General features: G+C 57.1%; 16 protein-coding genes and 1 riboswitch. Of the genes, 7 read left to right on the top strand and 9 right to left on the bottom strand.

The window, feature by feature from the left end; genetic code table 11:
* Positions 1–252: 252 nt before the first annotated feature.
* Both murI and btuB read right to left on the bottom strand, forming a co-directional pair.
* Complete coding sequence (gene murI, locus ACKLKD_RS15215; protein ID WP_042929041.1) at positions 253–1,104, bottom strand: glutamate racemase; 852 nt, start codon at positions 1,102–1,104, stop codon at positions 253–255.
* Positions 1,049–2,887, bottom strand: a complete 1,839-nt coding sequence (gene btuB, locus ACKLKD_RS15210; protein WP_087805114.1) for a TonB-dependent vitamin B12 receptor BtuB — start codon at positions 2,885–2,887, stop codon at positions 1,049–1,051. Before btuB ends, murI begins: the two co-directional genes overlap by 56 nt.
* Before the next feature lie 64 nt (positions 2,888–2,951).
* Positions 2,952–3,139: riboswitch (cobalamin riboswitch) on the bottom strand.
* 114 nt (positions 3,140–3,253) lie between these two features.
* On the opposite strand from btuB, the gene trmA reads away from it, so the two are divergent.
* Positions 3,254–4,354, top strand: a complete 1,101-nt coding sequence (trmA, locus tag ACKLKD_RS15205) for a tRNA (uridine(54)-C5)-methyltransferase TrmA (RefSeq protein ID WP_004203692.1) — start codon at positions 3,254–3,256, stop codon at positions 4,352–4,354.
* Between the two features lie 50 nt (positions 4,355–4,404).
* Here the strand turns inward: trmA and ACKLKD_RS15200 are convergent, their stop codons facing one another.
* Positions 4,405–4,764, bottom strand: coding sequence for a YijD family membrane protein (locus ACKLKD_RS15200; protein WP_025710969.1), 360 nt, complete (start codon positions 4,762–4,764; stop codon positions 4,405–4,407).
* Positions 4,765–4,779: 15 nt separating this feature from the next.
* Entirely contained in the window at positions 4,780–5,415 is a 636-nt protein-coding gene (gene fabR / locus ACKLKD_RS15195; protein ID WP_004151856.1) for an HTH-type transcriptional repressor FabR, read from the bottom strand.
* A 196-nt stretch (positions 5,416–5,611) separates the two neighbouring features.
* Here fabR and sthA point away from each other — a divergent pair, with 196 nt between their 5' ends.
* A complete protein-coding gene (gene sthA, locus ACKLKD_RS15190) occupies positions 5,612–7,012 on the top strand; it encodes a Si-specific NAD(P)(+) transhydrogenase (protein ID WP_002883016.1) in 1,401 nt (466 codons plus the stop codon).
* On the opposite strand, the gene oxyR is transcribed toward sthA, so the two are convergent.
* The 4 genes from oxyR to argC form a co-directional block, all read right to left on the bottom strand.
* Positions 6,995–7,912, bottom strand: a complete 918-nt coding sequence (gene oxyR, locus ACKLKD_RS15185; protein ID WP_002883015.1) for a DNA-binding transcriptional regulator OxyR — start codon at positions 7,910–7,912, stop codon at positions 6,995–6,997. The two genes, sthA and oxyR, sit on opposite strands and share 18 nt — an antisense overlap.
* 258 nt (positions 7,913–8,170) lie before the next feature.
* The gene (gene argH, locus ACKLKD_RS15180) at positions 8,171–9,544 is read right to left on the bottom strand and encodes an argininosuccinate lyase (RefSeq protein WP_025710968.1); all 1,374 of its coding nucleotides are present in this window, start codon (positions 9,542–9,544) and stop codon (positions 8,171–8,173) included.
* 99 nt (positions 9,545–9,643) lie between these two features.
* A complete protein-coding gene (gene argB, locus ACKLKD_RS15175) occupies positions 9,644–10,420 on the bottom strand; it encodes an acetylglutamate kinase (protein ID WP_087805116.1) in 777 nt (258 codons plus the stop codon).
* 6 nt (positions 10,421–10,426) lie between these two features.
* Positions 10,427–11,431, bottom strand: a complete 1,005-nt coding sequence (gene argC / locus ACKLKD_RS15170) for an N-acetyl-gamma-glutamyl-phosphate reductase (RefSeq protein ID WP_087805118.1) — start codon at positions 11,429–11,431, stop codon at positions 10,427–10,429.
* Between the two features lie 113 nt (positions 11,432–11,544).
* Between argC and argE the strand changes: the two genes are divergently transcribed.
* Both argE and ppc read left to right on the top strand, forming a co-directional pair.
* Positions 11,545–12,696 carry an acetylornithine deacetylase gene (argE, locus tag ACKLKD_RS15165; protein ID WP_025710966.1) on the top strand — a complete coding sequence of 384 codons (1,152 nt, stop codon included), beginning with the start codon at positions 11,545–11,547 and terminating at the stop codon, positions 12,694–12,696.
* 258 nt (positions 12,697–12,954) lie between these two features.
* Positions 12,955–15,606, top strand: a complete 2,652-nt coding sequence (gene ppc / locus ACKLKD_RS15160; protein WP_025710965.1) for a phosphoenolpyruvate carboxylase — start codon at positions 12,955–12,957, stop codon at positions 15,604–15,606.
* A gap of 48 nt (positions 15,607–15,654) precedes the next feature.
* Here the strand turns inward: ppc and zinT are convergent, their stop codons facing one another.
* Entirely contained in the window at positions 15,655–16,305 is a 651-nt protein-coding gene (zinT, locus tag ACKLKD_RS15155) for a metal-binding protein ZinT (protein ID WP_025710964.1), read from the bottom strand.
* Positions 16,306–16,449: 144 nt separating this feature from the next.
* Here zinT and ACKLKD_RS15150 point away from each other — a divergent pair, with 144 nt between their 5' ends.
* The 3 genes from ACKLKD_RS15150 to gldA all read left to right on the top strand — a co-directional run bounded on the left by ACKLKD_RS15150 (position 16,450) and on the right by gldA (position 19,342).
* Entirely contained in the window at positions 16,450–17,316 is an 867-nt protein-coding gene (locus tag ACKLKD_RS15150) for an AraC family transcriptional regulator (RefSeq protein WP_406815019.1), read from the top strand.
* Positions 17,317–17,521: 205 nt separating this feature from the next.
* The gene (fsa, locus tag ACKLKD_RS15145) at positions 17,522–18,184 is read left to right on the top strand and encodes a fructose-6-phosphate aldolase (RefSeq protein ID WP_025710961.1); all 663 of its coding nucleotides are present in this window, start codon (positions 17,522–17,524) and stop codon (positions 18,182–18,184) included.
* Positions 18,185–18,238: 54 nt separating this feature from the next.
* Positions 18,239–19,342, top strand: coding sequence for a bifunctional L-1,2-propanediol dehydrogenase/glycerol dehydrogenase (gldA, locus tag ACKLKD_RS15140; RefSeq protein ID WP_025710960.1), 1,104 nt, complete (start codon positions 18,239–18,241; stop codon positions 19,340–19,342).
* The last annotated feature ends 21 nt before the right edge of the window (positions 19,343–19,363 follow it).

Genomic DNA, 19,363 nt, shown 5'->3' with positions numbered 1-19,363 from the left:
GGTGCAACGCGGCGTTAAGCTCACCGTTGCGAGGTCCCGTATAATACGTTTTCCTCATTCAGAGTCAAGCCCTTATTTTGCTTTTCTCTGTTGGTTTTCAGCGTTGAACTTCACCGCTGAAACCCCGCTGACCCGGCGGCTTGCTTGCCGTTGTTCCGTGTCAGTGGAGGCGCATTATAGGGAGTTCTGAGACGTTGACAAGCCCTGTTTTCAAAAAATTATTCAACCGTCTCTTTTTTGTGCAAAACACCTTTAAAGCGGTAATTTTTCCAGCGTTGAGAAGCCATAGCGATGCAAAACGGGTAAAAGTTGTTCTGTTTCTGCCGTCAGCGCCATGCAGAATGCTTTATTCTCGTCACTGGACTTCGCGTCCGGCGCTTCATGCTCTAACAGCCAGGCGGTGCGACGGGCAATTGCCGCGCCAGAATCGATCAGCCGCGTGCCCTCCGGCAGAACGCGCTGCAGCTCCTCCTGTAGAAGAGGAAAGTGGGTGCAGCCCAGCACCACCGTATCCGGCGGCTCCTGCATCCGCAGCCACGGGCGCAGGATGCGGCGCAGTTCTTCTAACGGCACAGGCTCGCCGTGCAGTTTCGCTTCCGCCAGCTCCACCAGCTCCGCTGACCCCAGCATTTCAATCCGGCATTCATTGGCAAAGCGGTCAATCAGCTCACGGGTATAAGGACGCTTAACGGTACCGCGGGTCGCCAGCAGGCCGACAATCCCGTTCGCCGTCAGGCGGGCGGCGGGTTTAATCGCTGGCACCACGCCAACGACGGGAAAGGCAAACTTTTCACGCAGGGCAGGCAGGGAGACGGTACTGGCGGTATTACAGGCGATCACGGCCAGCGCCAGAGGGTAGCGCTGCTGAACGGCAGTGACAATTTCCAGCACGCGCTCAACGATAAACTCTTCGCTCTTCTCACCGTACGGGAAAGCAACGTTATCGAAAGCATAGATGTAATGCAGATTCGGCAGCAGCTGCCGAATCTCATTATAAACCGACAACCCACCGACGCCGGAATCAAACACCAGCACGGTGGGACGTGGATCAGAAGGTGTAGCTGCCAGACAAGGTGTATTCCCGTCCTGCAGATTGGTAGCCATAAACTGTCTCGTAATCTTTATCGAACAGGTTGGCTATTTTACCACGAACTGTCAGGTGTGAGGTGACGGGATACGATAAACCGACATCCCAGAGGCTCAACCCACCCATATTGACGGTACGCGAGTTGTCGTAATCATAATCGTAGCGTTTGCCGATGTAGTGATACGTCACATCCCACCCCAGATCGTAGACCTGACCGTTCAGCTCGTATTTCACCTGCTGCTTCGCCCGGCGATAGAGGATCTTGTTGGTTTCATCGTCGCGAGGGTCAACATACTGCAGCGTCAGATGATGCTCCACCGGCCCGGTGGTGACATTCCCCGTCCATTCCAGCCCCTTAATCGTCGCCGACTTGACGTTGTAATAGGCGTTGTTGTTGTAATCGATGAGGTTCTGAATCTCATAGCGATACGCGGAGAGACGCCAGTCGAGTGGCCCCGTTAACCCTTCCAGCCCGGCTTCCCACTGCTTCGACTCCTCGGGTTTCAGGTTCGGGTTGGAGGCAATGCCATAGCGTTCTGCGCCGTACTGCTGCCCGAGGGACGGTGCGAGGAATCCTGTACCGTACGAGAGCGTTGTCCGATAACCGTCGATAAATTCCCAGCCTGCCGCCGTCTGCCACGTACCGTGCCAGCCAAACTGCTCGTCATGATCCTCACGGCCGGAAGCTTCCAGCGTCACGCTATCGATCTGCTGCTGGCCCGTCAGATAAAGACCGGTGGTGTCACGCTTATACACGTCGGTACTGGTCGTTCCGCTGGATTTCAGCTTCTCTTGTTTCCAGTCTACGCCGCCGCTCACCGCGCCATGCCCCACCACAACATTATTTCCCCACTGGATATAGCGCTGTTCCATATCATCCAGGGTGGTGCCCGCGGCATAGCGGCCAGCGTCGCTGCTGTAGTTGTAATCCTTAATACGCTGATAGTTCGCAATCAGCTGGGAGGAGTAAATTCCGGAGTGATAGTGCAAACCGGTATCCCAGGACTGGGTGTAGGACTGGTCTTCATCGTTTCCGCCTGCGTAGCCCCAGTTACCCTGGTCATAGTCAGCGTTGGCGGAATAGCCGTATCCGCGGAAGAACCCCGAGAAGTTGTCATCGAACTGATGCTGTACCCCGCCCCACAGCATTTTATTGCGGTAGCCGTCGCGATCGCTGTCGCCGCTATAAGAGGAATTCGGCTGGACGTTAAACCCTTTGGTGGTCTGATAGGCGCCAGCAGCGGTAACCAGCGTGTTGCCAAACCGCTTGTTAAAAGCGCCGTCATAGGACTGATAGCCGTTCGTGCCCGCGCCGGCGTTGATTTGCGAACGTTCAGCGTCGGTCATGGTGATAATGTTCACCACCCCGCCGATCGCTCCGGAGCCGTAAACCGCGGAGCGCGGGCCACGGATATATTCCACCCGCTGGACCAGTGAGATAGGGATCTGACTAATATCTACGCCGTTGGAGATACCCGGACGCGCCATCGGCACACCGTCGATCAGCACCAGCACGTGGCGAGCCTCCGTCCCCCGGACATACAGCGAAGCACTCTGCCCCATGCCGCCGTTGCGGGAAATATCAACCCCGGGAAGACGACGCATCACATCGTTTAAATCTTTGGACTGCCAGCGGTCGATATCATCGCGCGTCACAATGTCGGTCGGCGCCAGCACGGTATTTACCGGTTGTTGAAAACGGTTTGCTGTCACCACTAACGTATCTGAATTGCTATCCTGCGCCCAGCCGGAAAATGCCGTGACGGATAAGGCCGTCATCAGCGAAGCTTTTTTAATCATTGTAAAAGCATCCGAAACAGAAAAAGGATGCCGCAGGTTTTATCATTTGCTCGCGACGATAAAACCCAGTGCGACGTATTCCGGCAGGTCTTCGGGCTTGGAGGCTGTTTCAAGAAATAATGACTTCCCACGGCTAGCCGCAGTGTCTGCACCGAGTGCGCTCATTTCTCACCTTCCTTACCGCTGCGCGTCAGCCCCAGATTTCCACTGGGTTCCCTTTTAACTCACAGGACCGGTAGGCGAATGCTACAATTAGACTCATATAGATGTCCAGACTGCTAATTATATTTCCCGCCACATTCGAGGCTGGACATCCCCGGCGCTTTCCCTACAATCCCCGCGTACTTATTTTATTCAGGATGCATCATGACCCCCGAACACCTTCCTACCGAACAATACGAAGCGCAGCTGGCAGAAAAAGTCGTCCGTTTGCAAACCATGATGGCGCCTTTTGCCGCGCCGGTTCCGGAAGTGTTTCGTTCGCCGGTCAGCCACTACCGCATGCGCGCCGAGTTCCGTCTGTGGCATGATGGCGACGATCTGTACCATATTATTTTCGATCAGCAGACCCGGTCGCGGATTCGCGTGGACAGTTTTCCGGCCGCCAGCGCGCTCATCAATCAGCTGATGACCGCCATGCTGGAGGGCGTGCGCAACAATCCCGTGCTGCGCCATAAGCTGTTCCAGATTGATTATCTGACCACCCTCAGCAACCAGGCGGTCGTTTCGCTGCTGTACCATAAAAAGCTGGACGATGCCTGGCGTGAGCAAGCGGAGGCGCTGCGTGACGCCCTGCGCGCCCAGGGGCTCAATGTGCATCTGATTGGACGCGCGACCAAGACCAAAATCGAGCTTGATCAGGACTATATAGATGAGCGCCTGCCGGTTGGCGGGCGGGAGATGATCTACCGTCAGGTGGAAAACAGCTTTACCCAGCCGAACGCGGCCATGAATATTCAGATGCTGGAGTGGGCACTGGATGTCACCAAAGGGGCGACCGGCGACCTGCTGGAATTATACTGCGGCAACGGCAACTTCTCGCTGGCGCTGGCGCGTAATTTCGATCGCGTGCTGGCTACCGAAATCGCCAAACCGTCGGTGGCTGCAGCGCAGTACAACATCGCCGCTAACCATATCGACAACGTACAGATTATCCGCATGGCGGCGGAAGAGTTTACTCAGGCGATGAACGGCGTACGTGAGTTCAACCGGCTGCAGGGGATCGATCTGCAAAGCTATCAGTGCGAGACCATTTTCGTCGATCCGCCGCGTAGCGGACTGGACAGCGAAACGGAAAAAATGGTGCAGGCCTATCCACGCATTCTGTACATTTCATGCAACCCGGAAACACTGTGCCGCAATCTGGAGACGCTAAGCCAGACGCACAACGTTACCCGGCTGGCGCTGTTCGATCAGTTCCCCTACACCCATCACATGGAGTGCGGCGTCCTGCTGACCCGGAAATAGGCCAAAAAAACCGGCAATGCTCTGTTGCCGGTTTTTTTATGGTTGGCAGCTTACTCAGCTGCTGTATGTTTGCGGTTACGCATTTTGTAGCCGATCCAGAAGACCATCGCAACGGACAGGACGGCCGGGAAGAAGTTGGAGCCGATATCAGGATACTCCGCACGCACAACGGTGCTGTACAGCAGCACCCCGAGAATAAAAAAGGCGGCAGCCAGACCTGGTAGCCCAACGGGCATACTGCGATTCTGATAGCGCTGATGCAAACAGTAGACCGTCAGCAGCAGTGACAAAATAGGGAAGACGGAAAACGGAACTATCGAACTGAATAGCGCCGCAAAGGCGCCATTGATGGATAAGCCGGCAATCAGCGCCAGCAGCAGCGTACCTTTATCTTGAACTGAGTGTTTCATTGCTCGTCCTTCACGTTATTCGGAATGATGTGACATTTTTTCTTGTTCACGGCGATACCAGTAATACGCGCCTTTCGAGATCATTCTGAGCTGCAGTACCAACCGTTCTTCCAGCTGTCGGCGCTGTTCAGGGCCGACATCCAGCGCTTCCGCGCCAGCGCTAAAAACGATGGTGACCATAGCTTCAGCCTGCGCTTCGGTAAAGGCGCGCGGCATATGGTTTTCGAGTTCTAAATAGTCGGCAAGTTCCGCAATAAAGTGCTGGATCTCGCGTGCGACGGCGGCGCGAAACGCCGCAGAAGTTCCCGAACGTTCTCGCAGCAGCAGGCGGAAGGCGTTCGGGTTGTTACCGATAAATTCCATAAAGGTGGAGACCGAGGTGCGGATCACGCTGCCGCCTTTAGCAATCCGCTGGCGCGCCTGGCGCATCAGCTGGCGCAGCATCAGTCCGCTCTCATCGACCATCGTCAGGCCCAGCTCATCGACGTCGCGAAAATGACGATAAAAGGACGTCGGCGCGATCCCTGCTTCCCGGGCCACTTCACGCAAGCTCAGGCTGGCGAAACTCCGCTCAGCGCTAAGTTGGCTGAATGCCGCTTCCACCAGCGAACGGCGGGTTTTTTCTTTTTGTTGTGCTCTTACGCCCATCACGATGTATGAATCCTTCCAATAGCCCTGCTGGCACTATACCAGAGATTAAAACTAATCGGTTTGCACTGGATTGTGAATGATTGTTTACGAGCCGTTTCTGCTTTTATGCTGCAAAAAAGCACAACGATAATTGGGTTAAAGCGCAGCGAATGTTATCATCGTGTTTATTTTATGTATAAAACAGGTGAGTAATGCCATGTCACACTCTTGGGATTATGATGCAATAGTGATTGGTTCCGGTCCTGGCGGGGAAGGCGCCGCTATGGGACTGGTGAAACAGGGAGCACGCGTTGCCGTCATCGAGCGCTACCATAATGTCGGCGGCGGTTGCACCCACTGGGGCACCATCCCGTCGAAAGCCCTCCGCCATGCCGTCAGCCGTATTATCGAGTTTAACCAAAACCCCCTCTACAGCGACCACTCCCGCCTTCTTCGCTCTTCTTTCGCCGACATCCTTAACCATGCCGACAGCGTCATTAACCAACAGACTCACATGCGCCAGGGATTCTATGAGCGCAACCACTGTGAAATTCTGCAGGGCAATGCCCATTTCGTGGATGAACATACCCTGGCGCTGGAGTGTCATGACGGCACGGTCGAGACAGTGACTGCGGAGAAATTCGTTATCGCCTGCGGATCTCGCCCCTACCATCCGGCGGATGTCGATTTCCACCACCCGCGCATCTATGACAGCGATTCGATTCTCAGCCTGCAGCATGAGCCGCGCCATGTGATCATTTACGGCGCCGGGGTGATCGGTTGTGAATATGCGTCGATCTTCCGCGGCATGGAGGTGAAAGTCGATCTGATCAACACCCGCGATCGTCTGCTGGCCTTCCTCGATCAGGAGATGTCCGATTCGCTCTCTTATCACTTCTGGAACAGCGGCGTGGTCATTCGCCATAACGAGGAGTATGAGAAAATTGAGGGGGTGGATGACGGGGTGATCATGCACCTGAAGTCCGGCAAAAAGCTGAAGGCCGATTGTCTGCTGTACGCTAACGGCCGCACCGGCAACACCGACACCCTGGCGCTGGAAAATATCGGTCTGCAGACCGACAGCCGCGGCCAGCTGAAGGTTAACAGCATGTACCAGACCGCCCTTCCGCACATTTATGCGGTTGGCGATGTCATCGGCTATCCGAGTCTGGCTTCTGCCGCTTACGATCAAGGGCGCATTGCCGCCCAGGCGCTGGTGAAAGGTGAAGCCTCAGCGCATCTGATTGAAGATATCCCGACCGGGATCTATACCATTCCGGAAATCAGCTCCGTCGGGAAAACCGAGCAGCAGCTGACGGCGATGAAAGTGCCGTATGAGGTGGGCCGCGCCCAGTTTAAACACCTGGCGCGGGCGCAAATTGTTGGCATGAGCGTGGGAACCCTGAAGATCCTGTTCCATCGGGAAACCAAGGAGATCCTTGGCATTCACTGCTTTGGCGAGCGCGCGGCCGAAATTATTCATATCGGCCAGGCGATCATGGAGCAGAAAGGTGGTGGCAACACCATTGAGTACTTCGTCAACACCACCTTTAACTACCCGACCATGGCGGAAGCGTACCGGGTCGCCGCGCTGAACGGCTTAAACCGCCTGTTTTAACGCCTTGTCGAAATGGCCATCCATCGTACCGCGGATGGCCTCCGCCAGATGTTCATAGCGGCTGCGCAGCGGCGAGCCTGGACGGTAAACCAGACCGATGGTGCGTCTTGGCTCTGGCTTAATGCACGGCAGGTAGACTACGCCATCGCGTTTTCTCTCCTGCGGTACCGCCAGCGCCGGCAGCAGAGTAATGCCGCTGCCTGCCGCCACCATATTGCGTAGCGTTTCCAGGCTGGTCGCGCGGAAGTGGGTATCCTCGTCCGCCCCCGCTTCAAAGCAGAAGCCCATCGCCTGATCGCGCAGGCAGTGACCATCCTCCAGCATCAGCAGCTTTTCACCGGCCAGATCCGACATCGGCACCCGGTCGCGGTTCGCCCACGGATGATCTTCATAGATAGCCAGCATCATCGGCTCATCGAACAGCGGCACCTCGATAAAGGCCTCGCTCTCTTTGACCAGCGCCAGGATGGCGCAGTCGAGCTTACCGCTGTCGAGCTGAGCCAGCAGCTGATGGGTCTGCGCTTCGTGCAGATACATTTCCAGCTTCGGGAAGGTTTGATGCAGCATCGGAATGATGTGCGGTAGCAGGTACGGGCCAATTGTCGGGATCAGGCCGATATGCAGCGGCCCGGACATGGTTTCCCCTTGTTGGCTTGCCATCTCCTTGAGCACTTTTACTTCGCGTAACACGGTACGCGCCTGATCCACCAGCAACAGCCCCGCCTGGGTAAACAGAACCTTACGGCTGGTGCGCTCCAGCAGCATGACGCCAAGCTCATCCTCCAGCTTGCGGATCTGTCCGCTGAGCGTCGGTTGGCTCACGTGGCATGAGTCAGCCGCCCGCCGGAAGTGGCGGTGTTCGGCGAGCGCTACCAGGTATTCAAGATCGCGAATATTCATTATTCATCCTCCATCGCCACGATAGTCCATGGCGATAGATAGCATAGCAACGAACGATTATCCCTATCAAGTTTTCTGTTCAATAATACGCCCATAAAGACGGTGAACCTGTGAAAATCATCGACCCGTCACACTGTTTCTCTACCCGAACAACTAAAGCCAACGTGAACTTTTGCGGACCTTGTGTCCGCTTTTTTTTGCATAAAAAACCCGGCGTCGCTGGGCTCGGCCGGGTTCGGGAAGGGGGATGCCTGTGACTTAGCTCAGGCGGGCCTTCGCCTCGCTGATAGCCTGCGCCACCTGCTGCGGCGAAACGCCGCCTTTCGCTGCGCGTTTATCCAGGCAGGACTGCAGGGACAGAATCGGATACACATCGTCCGCAATTACCGGACTGAATTTCTGCAGATCGACCAGGGCCAGCGCCTCCAGCGGTTTCCCTTGCGCAATGGCTTCCACTACCGCCTCACCAACAATATGGTGCGCCTCGCGGAACGGTACGCCTTTCGCCACCAGATAATCCGCCAGCTCCGTGGCGTTGGCATAGCCCTGCTGCGCCGCTTCCGCACAGCGCGGGCGTTTCACCTGGATACCGTCCAGCACCAGAGTCGCCATATGCAGGCAGTCGAGCCAGGTATCCAGGGCATCGAAAAGCCCCTCTTTATCTTCCTGCATGTCTTTGTTGTAGGCCAGCGGCAGCCCTTTCAGGGTCATCATCATGCCGGTCAGCGCGCCCTGCACGCGGCCGCATTTACCACGAATTAATTCCAGCGCGTCCGGGTTTTTCTTCTGCGGCATCAGCGAAGAACCTGAAGTCACGCGATCGGAAAGCTCAACGAAGTTCGCCTCGCCGGAGTTAAAGAAAATCAGATCTTCCGCAAAGCGCGACAGATGCACCATGCCGATAGACGCATCGGAAAGCAGCTCCAGCACATGATCGCGATCGGAAACGCTGTCGAGGCTGTTGCGGGTGGCAGAGGCAAAGCCCAACCAGCCGGCCAGCTGCTCGCGGTCGATTTCATACGCTGTACCCGCCAGCGCGCCGCAGCCCAACGGGCTAACGTCGAGGCGCTTCAGCGCGTCCTGCAGGCGGCTTTCGTCGCGCGCCAGCATTTCAACGTAGGCCAGACACCAGTGCGCGAACGTCACCGGCTGGGCGCGCTGCAGGTGGGTGTATCCCGGCATCACCGCATCCTGATTATGCTGCGCGGTCTCCACCAGCGCGCTCTGCAGCTGGCGGTTCGCCGACAGCAGTTCGACAACGGTATCTTTGCACCACAGTTTAAGATCGGTGGCGACCTGGTCGTTACGGCTGCGGCCGGTATGCAGTTTCTTGCCCAGTTGGCCCACTTTATCGATCAGTTTGCCTTCCACCCAGCTGTGAATATCTTCGGCATCGCTGGCGAGGATTTGCTGCGGATTGGCGCGCACCTCTTCCAGCAGCACAGTCAGCGCTTCTTCCAGCTGCTGCTGTTCAGTGGCACTCAGAACGCCGACCGTTACCAGCGCTTTCGACCAGGCGACAGAGCCAACGATATCCTGCTCCGCCAGACGATAGTCGAAGCGCAACGAGTCGTTGAACTGTTTGAACCGTTGATCTGCTGCCTGTGTAAAACGCCCGCCCCAAAGTGCCATAACATGCTTCCTTTATTCGTTAGTTCTGCCGGTGGCATTGTGCCTCCCCGGCCTACAGTCTGTAAGCCCGGCAGACGACGCGCCGCCGGGCATGAAATCTTAAGCCAGAATACGTGTGCCGATCGGCGTGCCGTTAAATAATGCGGGCAGCTGCTCGGCGTGACGCCAGGAGGCGATATCCACCGGACGGCCCAGAGCGCGCGCGGCGTCGAGGGCCGCATTCACTTTCACAATCATGCCGTCAGTGATAATACCCTGCTCGATCAACTGTTCTGCTTTCTCGGCGGTCATCTCGGCAATGCGCTGCCCTTTACCATCGAGGATACCGCTGACGTCAGACAGCAGGATCAGATCCGCCCCCAGAGTGGCCGCCAGCGCCGTCGCCGCCTGGTCAGCATTGACGTTCATCAGTTGGCCTTCATCGGTCACCCCGATAGAGCTCACCACCGGCAGGTAACCGCCCGCCAGCAGAGTGTTGATCAGCGCCGGGGAACCCGGCTGCGCCAGCCCGACATGGCCAAGCTCGGCATCCAGCTGTGTGACCTTCACGCTATCGCCATCGCCGAGGAACAGGCCGACAGAGGCCAGACCATGCTTTTTCGCCCACGCCAGCAGCGTCTTGTTGGCGGTTCCCGCCAGCGCGCCGGTAATGATGTCAATCTGATCGGCAGGCGTCACACGCAGACCATTTTTCTTTTGCACCGGCAGGTTAAGCTGCTTCATCAGCTCATCCACCACGCAGCCACCGCCATGGACGATGATCAGCGGGCGCTGGTGCGCTTCACGGTAGTTAACCAGCGCGGTAAACAGGCGCTCCAGCGCTTCTTCGCTATCGAGTAATACGCCGCCGAGTTTGATAATTAATGGGTTCATCATCACACCTTAAATAAGAGACTGCGTCTCAGCGAAGCCGAAACGAATATTCGCGCACTGCACCGCCTGCGCTGCGGCGCCTTTCAGCAGGTTATCTTCTGCCGCGACGACGATGAGATGATCGTCCTGAACGGCAAAACCGATGTCACAGAATGGCAGACCCTCGACGCTTTTCAAGGCGGGCACGCCTTTATCATATAAACGTACCAGCGGTTTATCGGCGTAAGCCTGCTGGTAAACCGCCGCGATCTGCGCGTGGCCGACGCCCGGCTTCAGGCGGCAGGTGATAGTTTCCAGGATACCGCGCTTAAAATTGCCCAGGTGCGGAGTAAAAATCACCTTCGCCCCGAGGTGGCTGGCAATCTCCGGCTGATGACGATGGTTAAAGATGCCGTACGGCTGCAGGCTAACTTCACAGAAGCTATTGCCGATCGCGGCTTTACGACCCGCGCCGCTCACCCCGCTGGTGGCGTTGATCACCGGCCACTGATTGAGATCCAGCAGATTGGCATCAATCAGCGGCTTCAGCGACAGCTGCGCCGCCGTCGGGTAGCAGCCAGGCACCGCGATTAACTGCGCTTCTTTAAGCGCATCCGCGCTCCACTCCGCCAGACCATACACCGCCTGTTTGAGCAGGTCGGGATGCTGATGAGTGAAACCGTAGTATTTTTCGTAGAACGCCCCATCGTTAACGCGGAAGGCGCCTGAGAGATCGAACACCACGCAGCCGGCGGCAAGGAACTGCGGCACCAGGTCGTGACTCACTTCGTGCGCGGTAGCGAGAAACACCACATCCACGCCAGCGCTGAATTCGCTGATATCGGACATCGGCTGCAGCGGCATATCGACAATGCCCTTGAGCTGCGGATGCAGGTCGGAAATTAATTTTCCCGCATCATTGCTTTGCGCGGAGACCGTCAAAGCGGTTATGTTCATATGCGGATGACGATTGATATAGGTCACCAGCTCTGCGCCGGCATAACCACTGGCACCCACAATCAGCGTATTTAACATTGGAAGCGCATCTCCTTACATTCGATGGGTTTTCTTACGCTCAACGATATTGTATTTTTATTCACAATAAATGCATGAATATTGATACTATCACGACCCAAGGTGTGTCAACAATGAAAAACAATTTACCGCCCTTTATCGAGATTTACCGCGCGTTGATCGCCACACCATCCATCAGCGCGACCGAAGAGGCTCTCGATCAAAGCAATGAGTCTTTAATCAATTTGCTGGCAGGCTGGTTCCGCGATCTCGGCTTCAATGTTGAAGTACAGCCGGTGCCGGATACGCGCCATAAATTTAACCTGCTGGCCAGCACCGGACACGGCGCCGGCGGCCTGCTGCTCGCCGGGCATACCGATACCGTGCCATTCGATGATGGCCGCTGGACGCGGGATCCGTTCACCCTCACCGAACACGATAACAAGCTCTACGGCCTCGGCACGGCCGACATGAAAGGCTTCTTCGCTTTTATTCTCGACGCCCTGCGCGATGTCGACGTCACCACGCTGAAAAAACCGCTGTATATTCTGGCCACCGCCGACGAAGAGACCAGCATGGCCGGCGCGCGCTATTTTGCCGAAACCACCCAACTGCGCCCGGACTGCGCCATCATCGGCGAGCCCACTTCCCTGCAGCCGATCCGCGCCCATAAAGGCCATATGTCCAACGCGATCCGTATTCAGGGCCAGTCCGGCCACTCCAGCGATCCGGCGCGCGGGGTCAACGCGATTGAGCTGATGCACGACGCCATCGGCCGCATTATGCAGCTGCGCGATCTGCTAAAAGAGCGCTACCACTTCGAGGCGTTCACGGTCCCTTACCCGACCCTTAACCTGGGCGCTATCCATGGCGGCGATGCCTCAAACCGTATCTGTGCCTGCTGCGAACTGCATATGGATATCCGCCCGCTGCCGGGGATGACTCTTAACGATCTTAATGGTCTGTTAGCCGAGGCGCTGGCCCCCGTCAGTGAACGCTGGCCGGGCCGGCTGACGGTTTCGGAGCTACATCCGCCGATCCCTGGCTACGAATGCCCGCCGGACCATAAGCTGGTGCAGGTGGTTGAGAAACTGCTCGGCGCGCAGACCGACGTGGTGAACTACTGCACCGAAGCGCCGTTTATCCAGACGCTTTGTCCGACGCTGGTGCTCGGCCCGGGCTCCATCAATCAGGCCCATCAGCCTGACGAGTATCTGGAGACGCGCTTTATCAAGCCGACCCGGGAGCTGATTAGCCAGGTGGTCCACCACTTCTGCTGGCACTAAAATCGCCCTCTTTTTCCGCCCCGCTCTCCCGGGGCGGAACGGTGACGATCGTCACATTTCCATAAGCGATGCTTATCCAGCGACCCCTGAATTAAATTTCGCAAATTACGGCGATTTACTCGTTTGCTGAAGCGATTTCGCAGTAATTGACGTGGGGGTATTTACGTGGCTTTATAAAAGACGGGTTGCTTATCCGTTGCTCACGTTCCAGCGCAGCGGATATAACAAAATAAAATGAGATGGGGTGTCTGGGGTAACATGAACGAACAATATTCCGCATTGCGTAGTAATGTCAGTATGCTCGGCAAGGTGCTGGGCGATACCATCAAGGATGCATTGGGAGAAAATATTCTTGATCGTGTCGAAACTATCCGTAAGTTGTCCAAATCTTCACGCGCCGGCAACGAAGCTAACCGCCAGGAGCTGCTGACCACGCTGCAGAATTTGTCTAACGACGAACTGCTGCCGGTGGCCCGTGCCTTCAGCCAGTTTCTGAATCTGGCGAACACCGCTGAGCAGTACCACAGCATTTCGCCCAATGGCGAAGCGGCCAGCAATCCGGAAGTCATTGCGCGTACCCTGAGAAAGCTCAAAGACCAACCCAATCTCAACGAAGACACCATCAAAAAAGCGGTGGAATCTCTGTCTCTGGAGCTGGTATTAACCGCCCACCCGACCGAGATCACCCGCCGGACGCTGATCCATAAAATGGTGGAAGTGAACAACTGCCTTAAGCAGTTGGACAACAAAGATATCGCCGACTACGAGCACCATCAGCTGATGCGCCGTCTGCGCCAGCTGATCGCCCAGTCCTGGCATACCGATGAAATTCGTAAGCACCGCCCGTCCCCGGTCGATGAAGCCAAATGGGGCTTCGCGGTGGTGGAGAACAGCCTGTGGGAAGGGGTGCCTAACTATCTGCGCGAGCTGAACGAACAGCTGGAAGCCAACCTTGGCTATCAGCTGCCGGTGGACTTCGTCCCGGTGCGTTTCACCTCATGGATGGGCGGCGACCGCGACGGCAACCCGAACGTAACGGCTGATATCACCCGCCATGTGCTGCTACTCAGCCGCTGGAAAGCGACCGACCTGTTCCTCAAAGACGTGCAGGTGCTGATCTCCGAGCTGTCGATGGTGGAGTGTACCGACGAACTTCGCGCGCTGGCCGGTGCGGAGGGTGCTCAGGAACCGTACCGTTATCTGATGAAGAAACTGCGCGCTCAGCTGATGGAAACTCAGGCCTGGCTGGAAGCGCGTCTGAAAGGGCAAAAACTGCCGAAACCGGCGGGACTGATCACGCAGAACGAGCAGCTGTGGGAGCCGCTGTACGCCTGCTATAAATCGCTGCAGGCCTGCGGCATGGGCATTATCGCCAACGGCGAGCTGCTCGACACCCTGCGCCGCGTGAAGTCTTTCGGCGTACCGCTGGTGCGTATTGATATCCGTCAGGAAAGCACCCGCCATACCGAAGCGCTGGGTGAAATGACTCGCTACCTCGGGATCGGCGACTACGAAAGCTGGTCAGAAGCCGACAAACAGGCTTTCCTGATCCGCGAACTGAATTCCAAACGTCCGCTGCTGCCGCGCCAGTGGGAGCCAAGCGAAGAAACCCGCGAAGTTCTCGACACCTGCAAAGTGATCGCCGAGGCGCCGCGCGGATCGATCGCCGCCTACGTGATCTCGATGGCGAAAACGCCGTCCGACGTGCTGGCGGTTCATCTCCTGCTGAAAGAGGCCGGGATTGGCTTTGCTCTGCCGGTGGCCCCGCTGTTCGAAACGCTGGACGACCTCAACAACGCCAACGACGTCATGACCCAGCTGCTGAATATCGACTGGTACCGCGGCTTTATCCAGGGCAAACAGATGGTCATGATCGGCTACTCTGACTCCGCTAAAGACGCTGGCGTGATGGCCGCCTCCTGGGCGCAGTACCAGGCGCAGGACGCGCTGATCAAAACCTGTGAGAAAGCCGGTATCGAACTGACCCTGTTCCACGGTCGTGGCGGCTCCATCGGCCGCGGCGGCGCGCCTGCCCATGCCGCACTCCTCTCGCAGCCGCCGGGAAGCCTGAAAGGCGGCCTGCGCGTCACCGAGCAGGGCGAGATGATCCGCTTTAAGTACGGCCTGCCGGAAGTGACCATCAGCAGTCTGTCGCTGTATACCAGCGCCATTCTGGAAGCCAACCTGCTGCCGCCGCCGGAGCCGAAAGCCGAATGGCGTGACATCATGGCCGAGCTGTCCGACGTCTCCTGCAAGATGTATCGCGGCTACGTGCGGGAAAACAAAGATTTCGTCCCTTACTTCCGTTCCGCGACCCCGGAGCAGGAGCTGGGCAAACTGCCGCTGGGTTCACGTCCGGCAAAACGTCGCCCAACCGGCGGCGTCGAGTCGCTGCGCGCCATTCCGTGGATCTTTGCCTGGACCCAGAACCGCCTGATGCTGCCGGCCTGGCTGGGCGCCGGCGCCGCGCTGCAGAAGGTGGTCGAAGGCGGGAAGCAGAGCGAACTGGAAGCCATGTGTCGCGACTGGCCGTTCTTCTCTACCCGCCTCGGTATGCTGGAGATGGTTTACTCGAAGGCCGACCTGTGGCTGGCGGAGTACTACGATCAGCGCCTGGTGAAACCAGAGCTGTGGGCGCTGGGTACCGAGCTGCGTAAGCTGCTGGCTGCCGATATCAACGTCGTGCTGGCCATCGCCAACGACTCCCATCTGATGGCCGACCTGCCGTGGATTGCCGAGTCTATCCAGCTGCGTAATATCTATACTGACCCACTGAACGTCCTGCAGGCGGAACTGCTGCACCGTTCACGCCAGGCTGAAGAAGAGGGCAAGGATCCGGATCCGCGCGTTGAACAAGCGCTAATGGTCACCATCGCCGGCGTTGCCGCCGGGATGCGTAACACCGGCTAATCAATGTCTCTCCCCCCGGCCGTCCGGCCGGGGGATTTTTCACTCGTTCTAGTGGTGCAGCATTTCATCAACGATCTGCTCTTTATGCAGCGCATAAGGATAATAGGTCGGCCAGTTATCCATCTCTTTCAGCAACGCCTCCTGTGATTCATTGCCCATGAAAATATGGAAATGCTGCGATTTACGCGGGCCAATGATATGGTCGCTGAACTGGACAAACTTCGGCGCGTTGGCATCGCCCTGCTGGCACTCAAACAAGTAACGCACGCCCTTCTTGCCGGAGGTGTAATGCAGAATTTTGTAGCCTGAATAGCGGTATTTGCAGCTATTGACGGTCTCGCCAACGTGGAACTCAATGACATCATTTTCAATGCCAATCTGCTCTACATCAGTGGCGTAGCCCTTTTTATAATAAGCGCGATACTCCTCCACACTCTTGCCGCCGGGCTTTTTCGCCTTCTGCTCGAGTACCGGATCGAGGTCGCCATTGAGCAGATACGGATTCACCGACTGCCAGACGCCCTCCCAGTCGCTCAGCGAGCGGTCCTGCACATTTTTATCCGCAAAAATGCCTTCGCTGGCCTGACGCTCCACTTCGGTTAGCGCCGGCCCATGGCTATGGTTGCCGTGGGCGAACGCCTGAGCGCTGGCTAACGCCATGCCGAATCCGAAGGCCAGCAGGGGGATCTTTCTGGTCATTACTCTCTCCTGAGTGTGATATCAATAGCGGCAAATTGTTACGATATAACATATCTCAAATGAGAATCAAGAGCGACAGGCAAGCGCTTTTACCGCTGGAATAATGTCCGGTATGATGAAAGAGGTGATGCTTTGAACGGAAGAATGATGGACAACGATATCAATCAGCTTATTGATTCATTGCTAAAAAAGCACAATAGTATCGGCCGGGTTCATTTTGCCGGCGAGGTGCGCTCGCCTGCTGAACCGGTAGTGCAGGTTGATTTTCCCCGTCTGAACATCATCCTCAATGGGCAGTTACGCGACCAGGCGCTCGGCGATAACGCCCTGCCCCTCGGGGCCAGGGACGTGCTCTATATCCCCGGAGATAGCTGGAACTGCCCGCAGTGGCAAGCGCCCTGCCTGCTGTTAAGCATCCTGTTCGATAAGCAGCAGCTGGAGTGCTCGCTGCAGCACTGGAATGGCAAGGCGATAACCGTTGTCGACAAGCGGCAGGCGCTGCGCCGCGGGCCGCGCGTCGGGTCATTTCTGCTGCAGGCGCTCAATGAGCTCCGGATGCAGCCTCATGAACAGCGAACCGCCCGCAGCATCGTCGTCAGCCTGCTTAGCCACTGCCATGATCTTCTCGGTAGCCAGGCGCAAACCTCCTCACGTAGTCAGGCGCTGTTCGAGGCGGTCCGCCAGTACATCGACGTCCATTACGCAGAGCCGCTGAGCCGGGAATCGGTGGCCCAGGCGTTCTATCTCTCTCCCAACTATCTTTCCCATCTGTTCCAGAAATGTGGACCAATGGGCTTCAATGAATATCTGAACCATATTCGTCTCGAACAGGCCCGTATGTTACTCAAGGGCCACGATATGAAAGTGAAAGATATCGCCCACGCCTGCGGCTTCGCCGACAGTAACTACTTCTGCCGGCTGTTTCGCAAAACCACAGAGCGCTCACCATCTGAGTATCGCCGTCAATATCACAGCCAGTTGACGGAAAAATTATCCCCGGCCAAAAACTAGATTTTTGTGTGTTAAACCTGACTTTTGTGCGCGTTTTTATTGCTGTACAACCCCACCATCCCGGATAAATGTGATCTAAATCATCCTTACTCGTGATGCGTACATTTATCCAGTTTTTGGCAAATTTGTCATCTGGCGATCCTTCGAACGAAAGCCGTATGCTTACCTCAACGACAGAACCGAATTAAGTATTGAGGAAAACATTATGGAACTCTATCTGGATACCGCCAACGTCGCTGAAGTGGAACGCCTGGCCCGCATCTACCCCCTGGCCGGGGTCACCACCAACCCGAGCATTATCGCCGCCGGTAAAACCCCGGTCTGGGACGTGCTCCCTCGCCTGCAAAAAGCCGTCGGACCCGAAGGGATCCTCTTTGCACAAACCATGAGCCGCGACGCACAGGGCATGGTGGAGGAAGCCAAACGCCTGAGCAATGCCGTACCAGGCATCGTGGTCAAAATCCCGGTCACCGCCGAAGGCCTCGCCGCCATCAAACTGCTGAAGAAAGAAGGCATCCCGACGCTTGGCACCGCCGTCTATAGCGCCTCGCAAGGCCTGCTGGCCGCACTGGCCGGGGCAAAATACGTCGCGCCTTACGTTAACCGCGTCGACGCCCAGGGCGGGGACGGCATCCGCATGGTGCAGGAGCTGCAATCCCTGCTGGAAATGCACGCGCCGGAAAGCAAAGTGCTGGCGGCAAGCTTCAAGACGCCCCGTCAAGCGCTGGACTGCCTGCTGGCTGGCTGCGAAGCAATCACCCTTCCACTAGATGTAGCGCAACAAATGCTCGGCACCCCTGCGGTAGAGTCAGCGATAGAGAAGTTTGAGCAGGACTGGAATAACGCCTTTGGCACGCTGAACCTGTAACCGGACCCGCGTGCCGCCTGCGGGTGGCACCACGGTCATCGAGGAGGAATCGAAATGGATCGCATTATTCAATCACCAGGCAAATATATCCAGGGCGCAGGCGCCATCAAGCGCCTCGGCGACTACCTGAAACCGCTGGCCGAACGCTGGCTGGTGGTGGGCGATAAATTCGTACTGGGATTTGCGGAAGAGATGCTGCGCAAAAGCCTGGCTGACGCTGGCCTGGCAGCGGAAATCGCGCCGTTTGGCGGTGAGTGTTCGCATAATGAAATCAATCGACTGCGCGATATCGCCGGCAGTGCGAAGTGTACCGCCGTGCTGGGGATCGGCGGTGGTAAAACGCTGGATACCGCGAAAGCGCTGGCCCACTTTATGAATGTGCCGGTGGCGATCGCTCCGACTATCGCCTCCACCGATGCGCCGTGTAGCGCGCTCTCGGTGATTTATACCGACGAAGGTGAATTCGACAGCTATCTGATGCTGCCGCATAACCCTAACATGGTCATTGTCGATACGCAGATCGTTGCCGGCGCGCCGGCCCGCCTGCTGGCCGCTGGTATTGGCGATGCGTTGGCCACCTGGTTCGAAGCCCGCGCCTGCTCCCGTAGCGGCGCCACCACCATGGCGGGCGGGAAATGCACCCAGGCAGCGCTGGCGCTGGCCGAACTGTGCTACAACACCTTAGTCGAAGAGGGTGAAAAAGCGATGCTGGCCGCCGAACAGCACGTGGTTACCCCGGCGCTGGAGCGGGTAGTGGAAGCCAACACCTACCTGAGCGGCGTTGGTTTCGAAAGCGGTGGTCTGGCGGCGGCCCATGCCATCCATAACGGTATGACAGCCATCCCTGACGCCCACCATTACTATCACGGTGAAAAAGTGGCGTTCGGTACCCTGACGCAGCTGGTGCTGGAAAACGCGCCGGTGGAGGAGATCGAGACCGTCGCCGCGCTGTGCCACAGCGTTGGGCTGCCGATCACCCTGGCGCAGCTGGATATCAAAGGTGATATCCCGACCAAAATGCGCCTGGTGGCGGAAGCCGCCTGCGCTGAAGGCGAAACCATTCACAATATGCCGGGCGGCGTTGATTCCGACCAGGTCTACGCCGCGCTGCTGGTGGCCGACCAGTATGGCCAGCGCTTCCTGCAGGAATGGGAATAAACCAGAGCAAAACACCCGGCG

This window comes from Klebsiella sp. 10982 (genome assembly GCF_048589245.1).
In the GTDB taxonomy this organism is placed as follows: Bacteria; Pseudomonadota; Gammaproteobacteria; order Enterobacterales; family Enterobacteriaceae; genus Klebsiella; species Klebsiella quasivariicola.
Note: the sequence above shows the minus strand (reverse complement) of the source record. Positions and strands in the feature narration are given on the sequence as shown.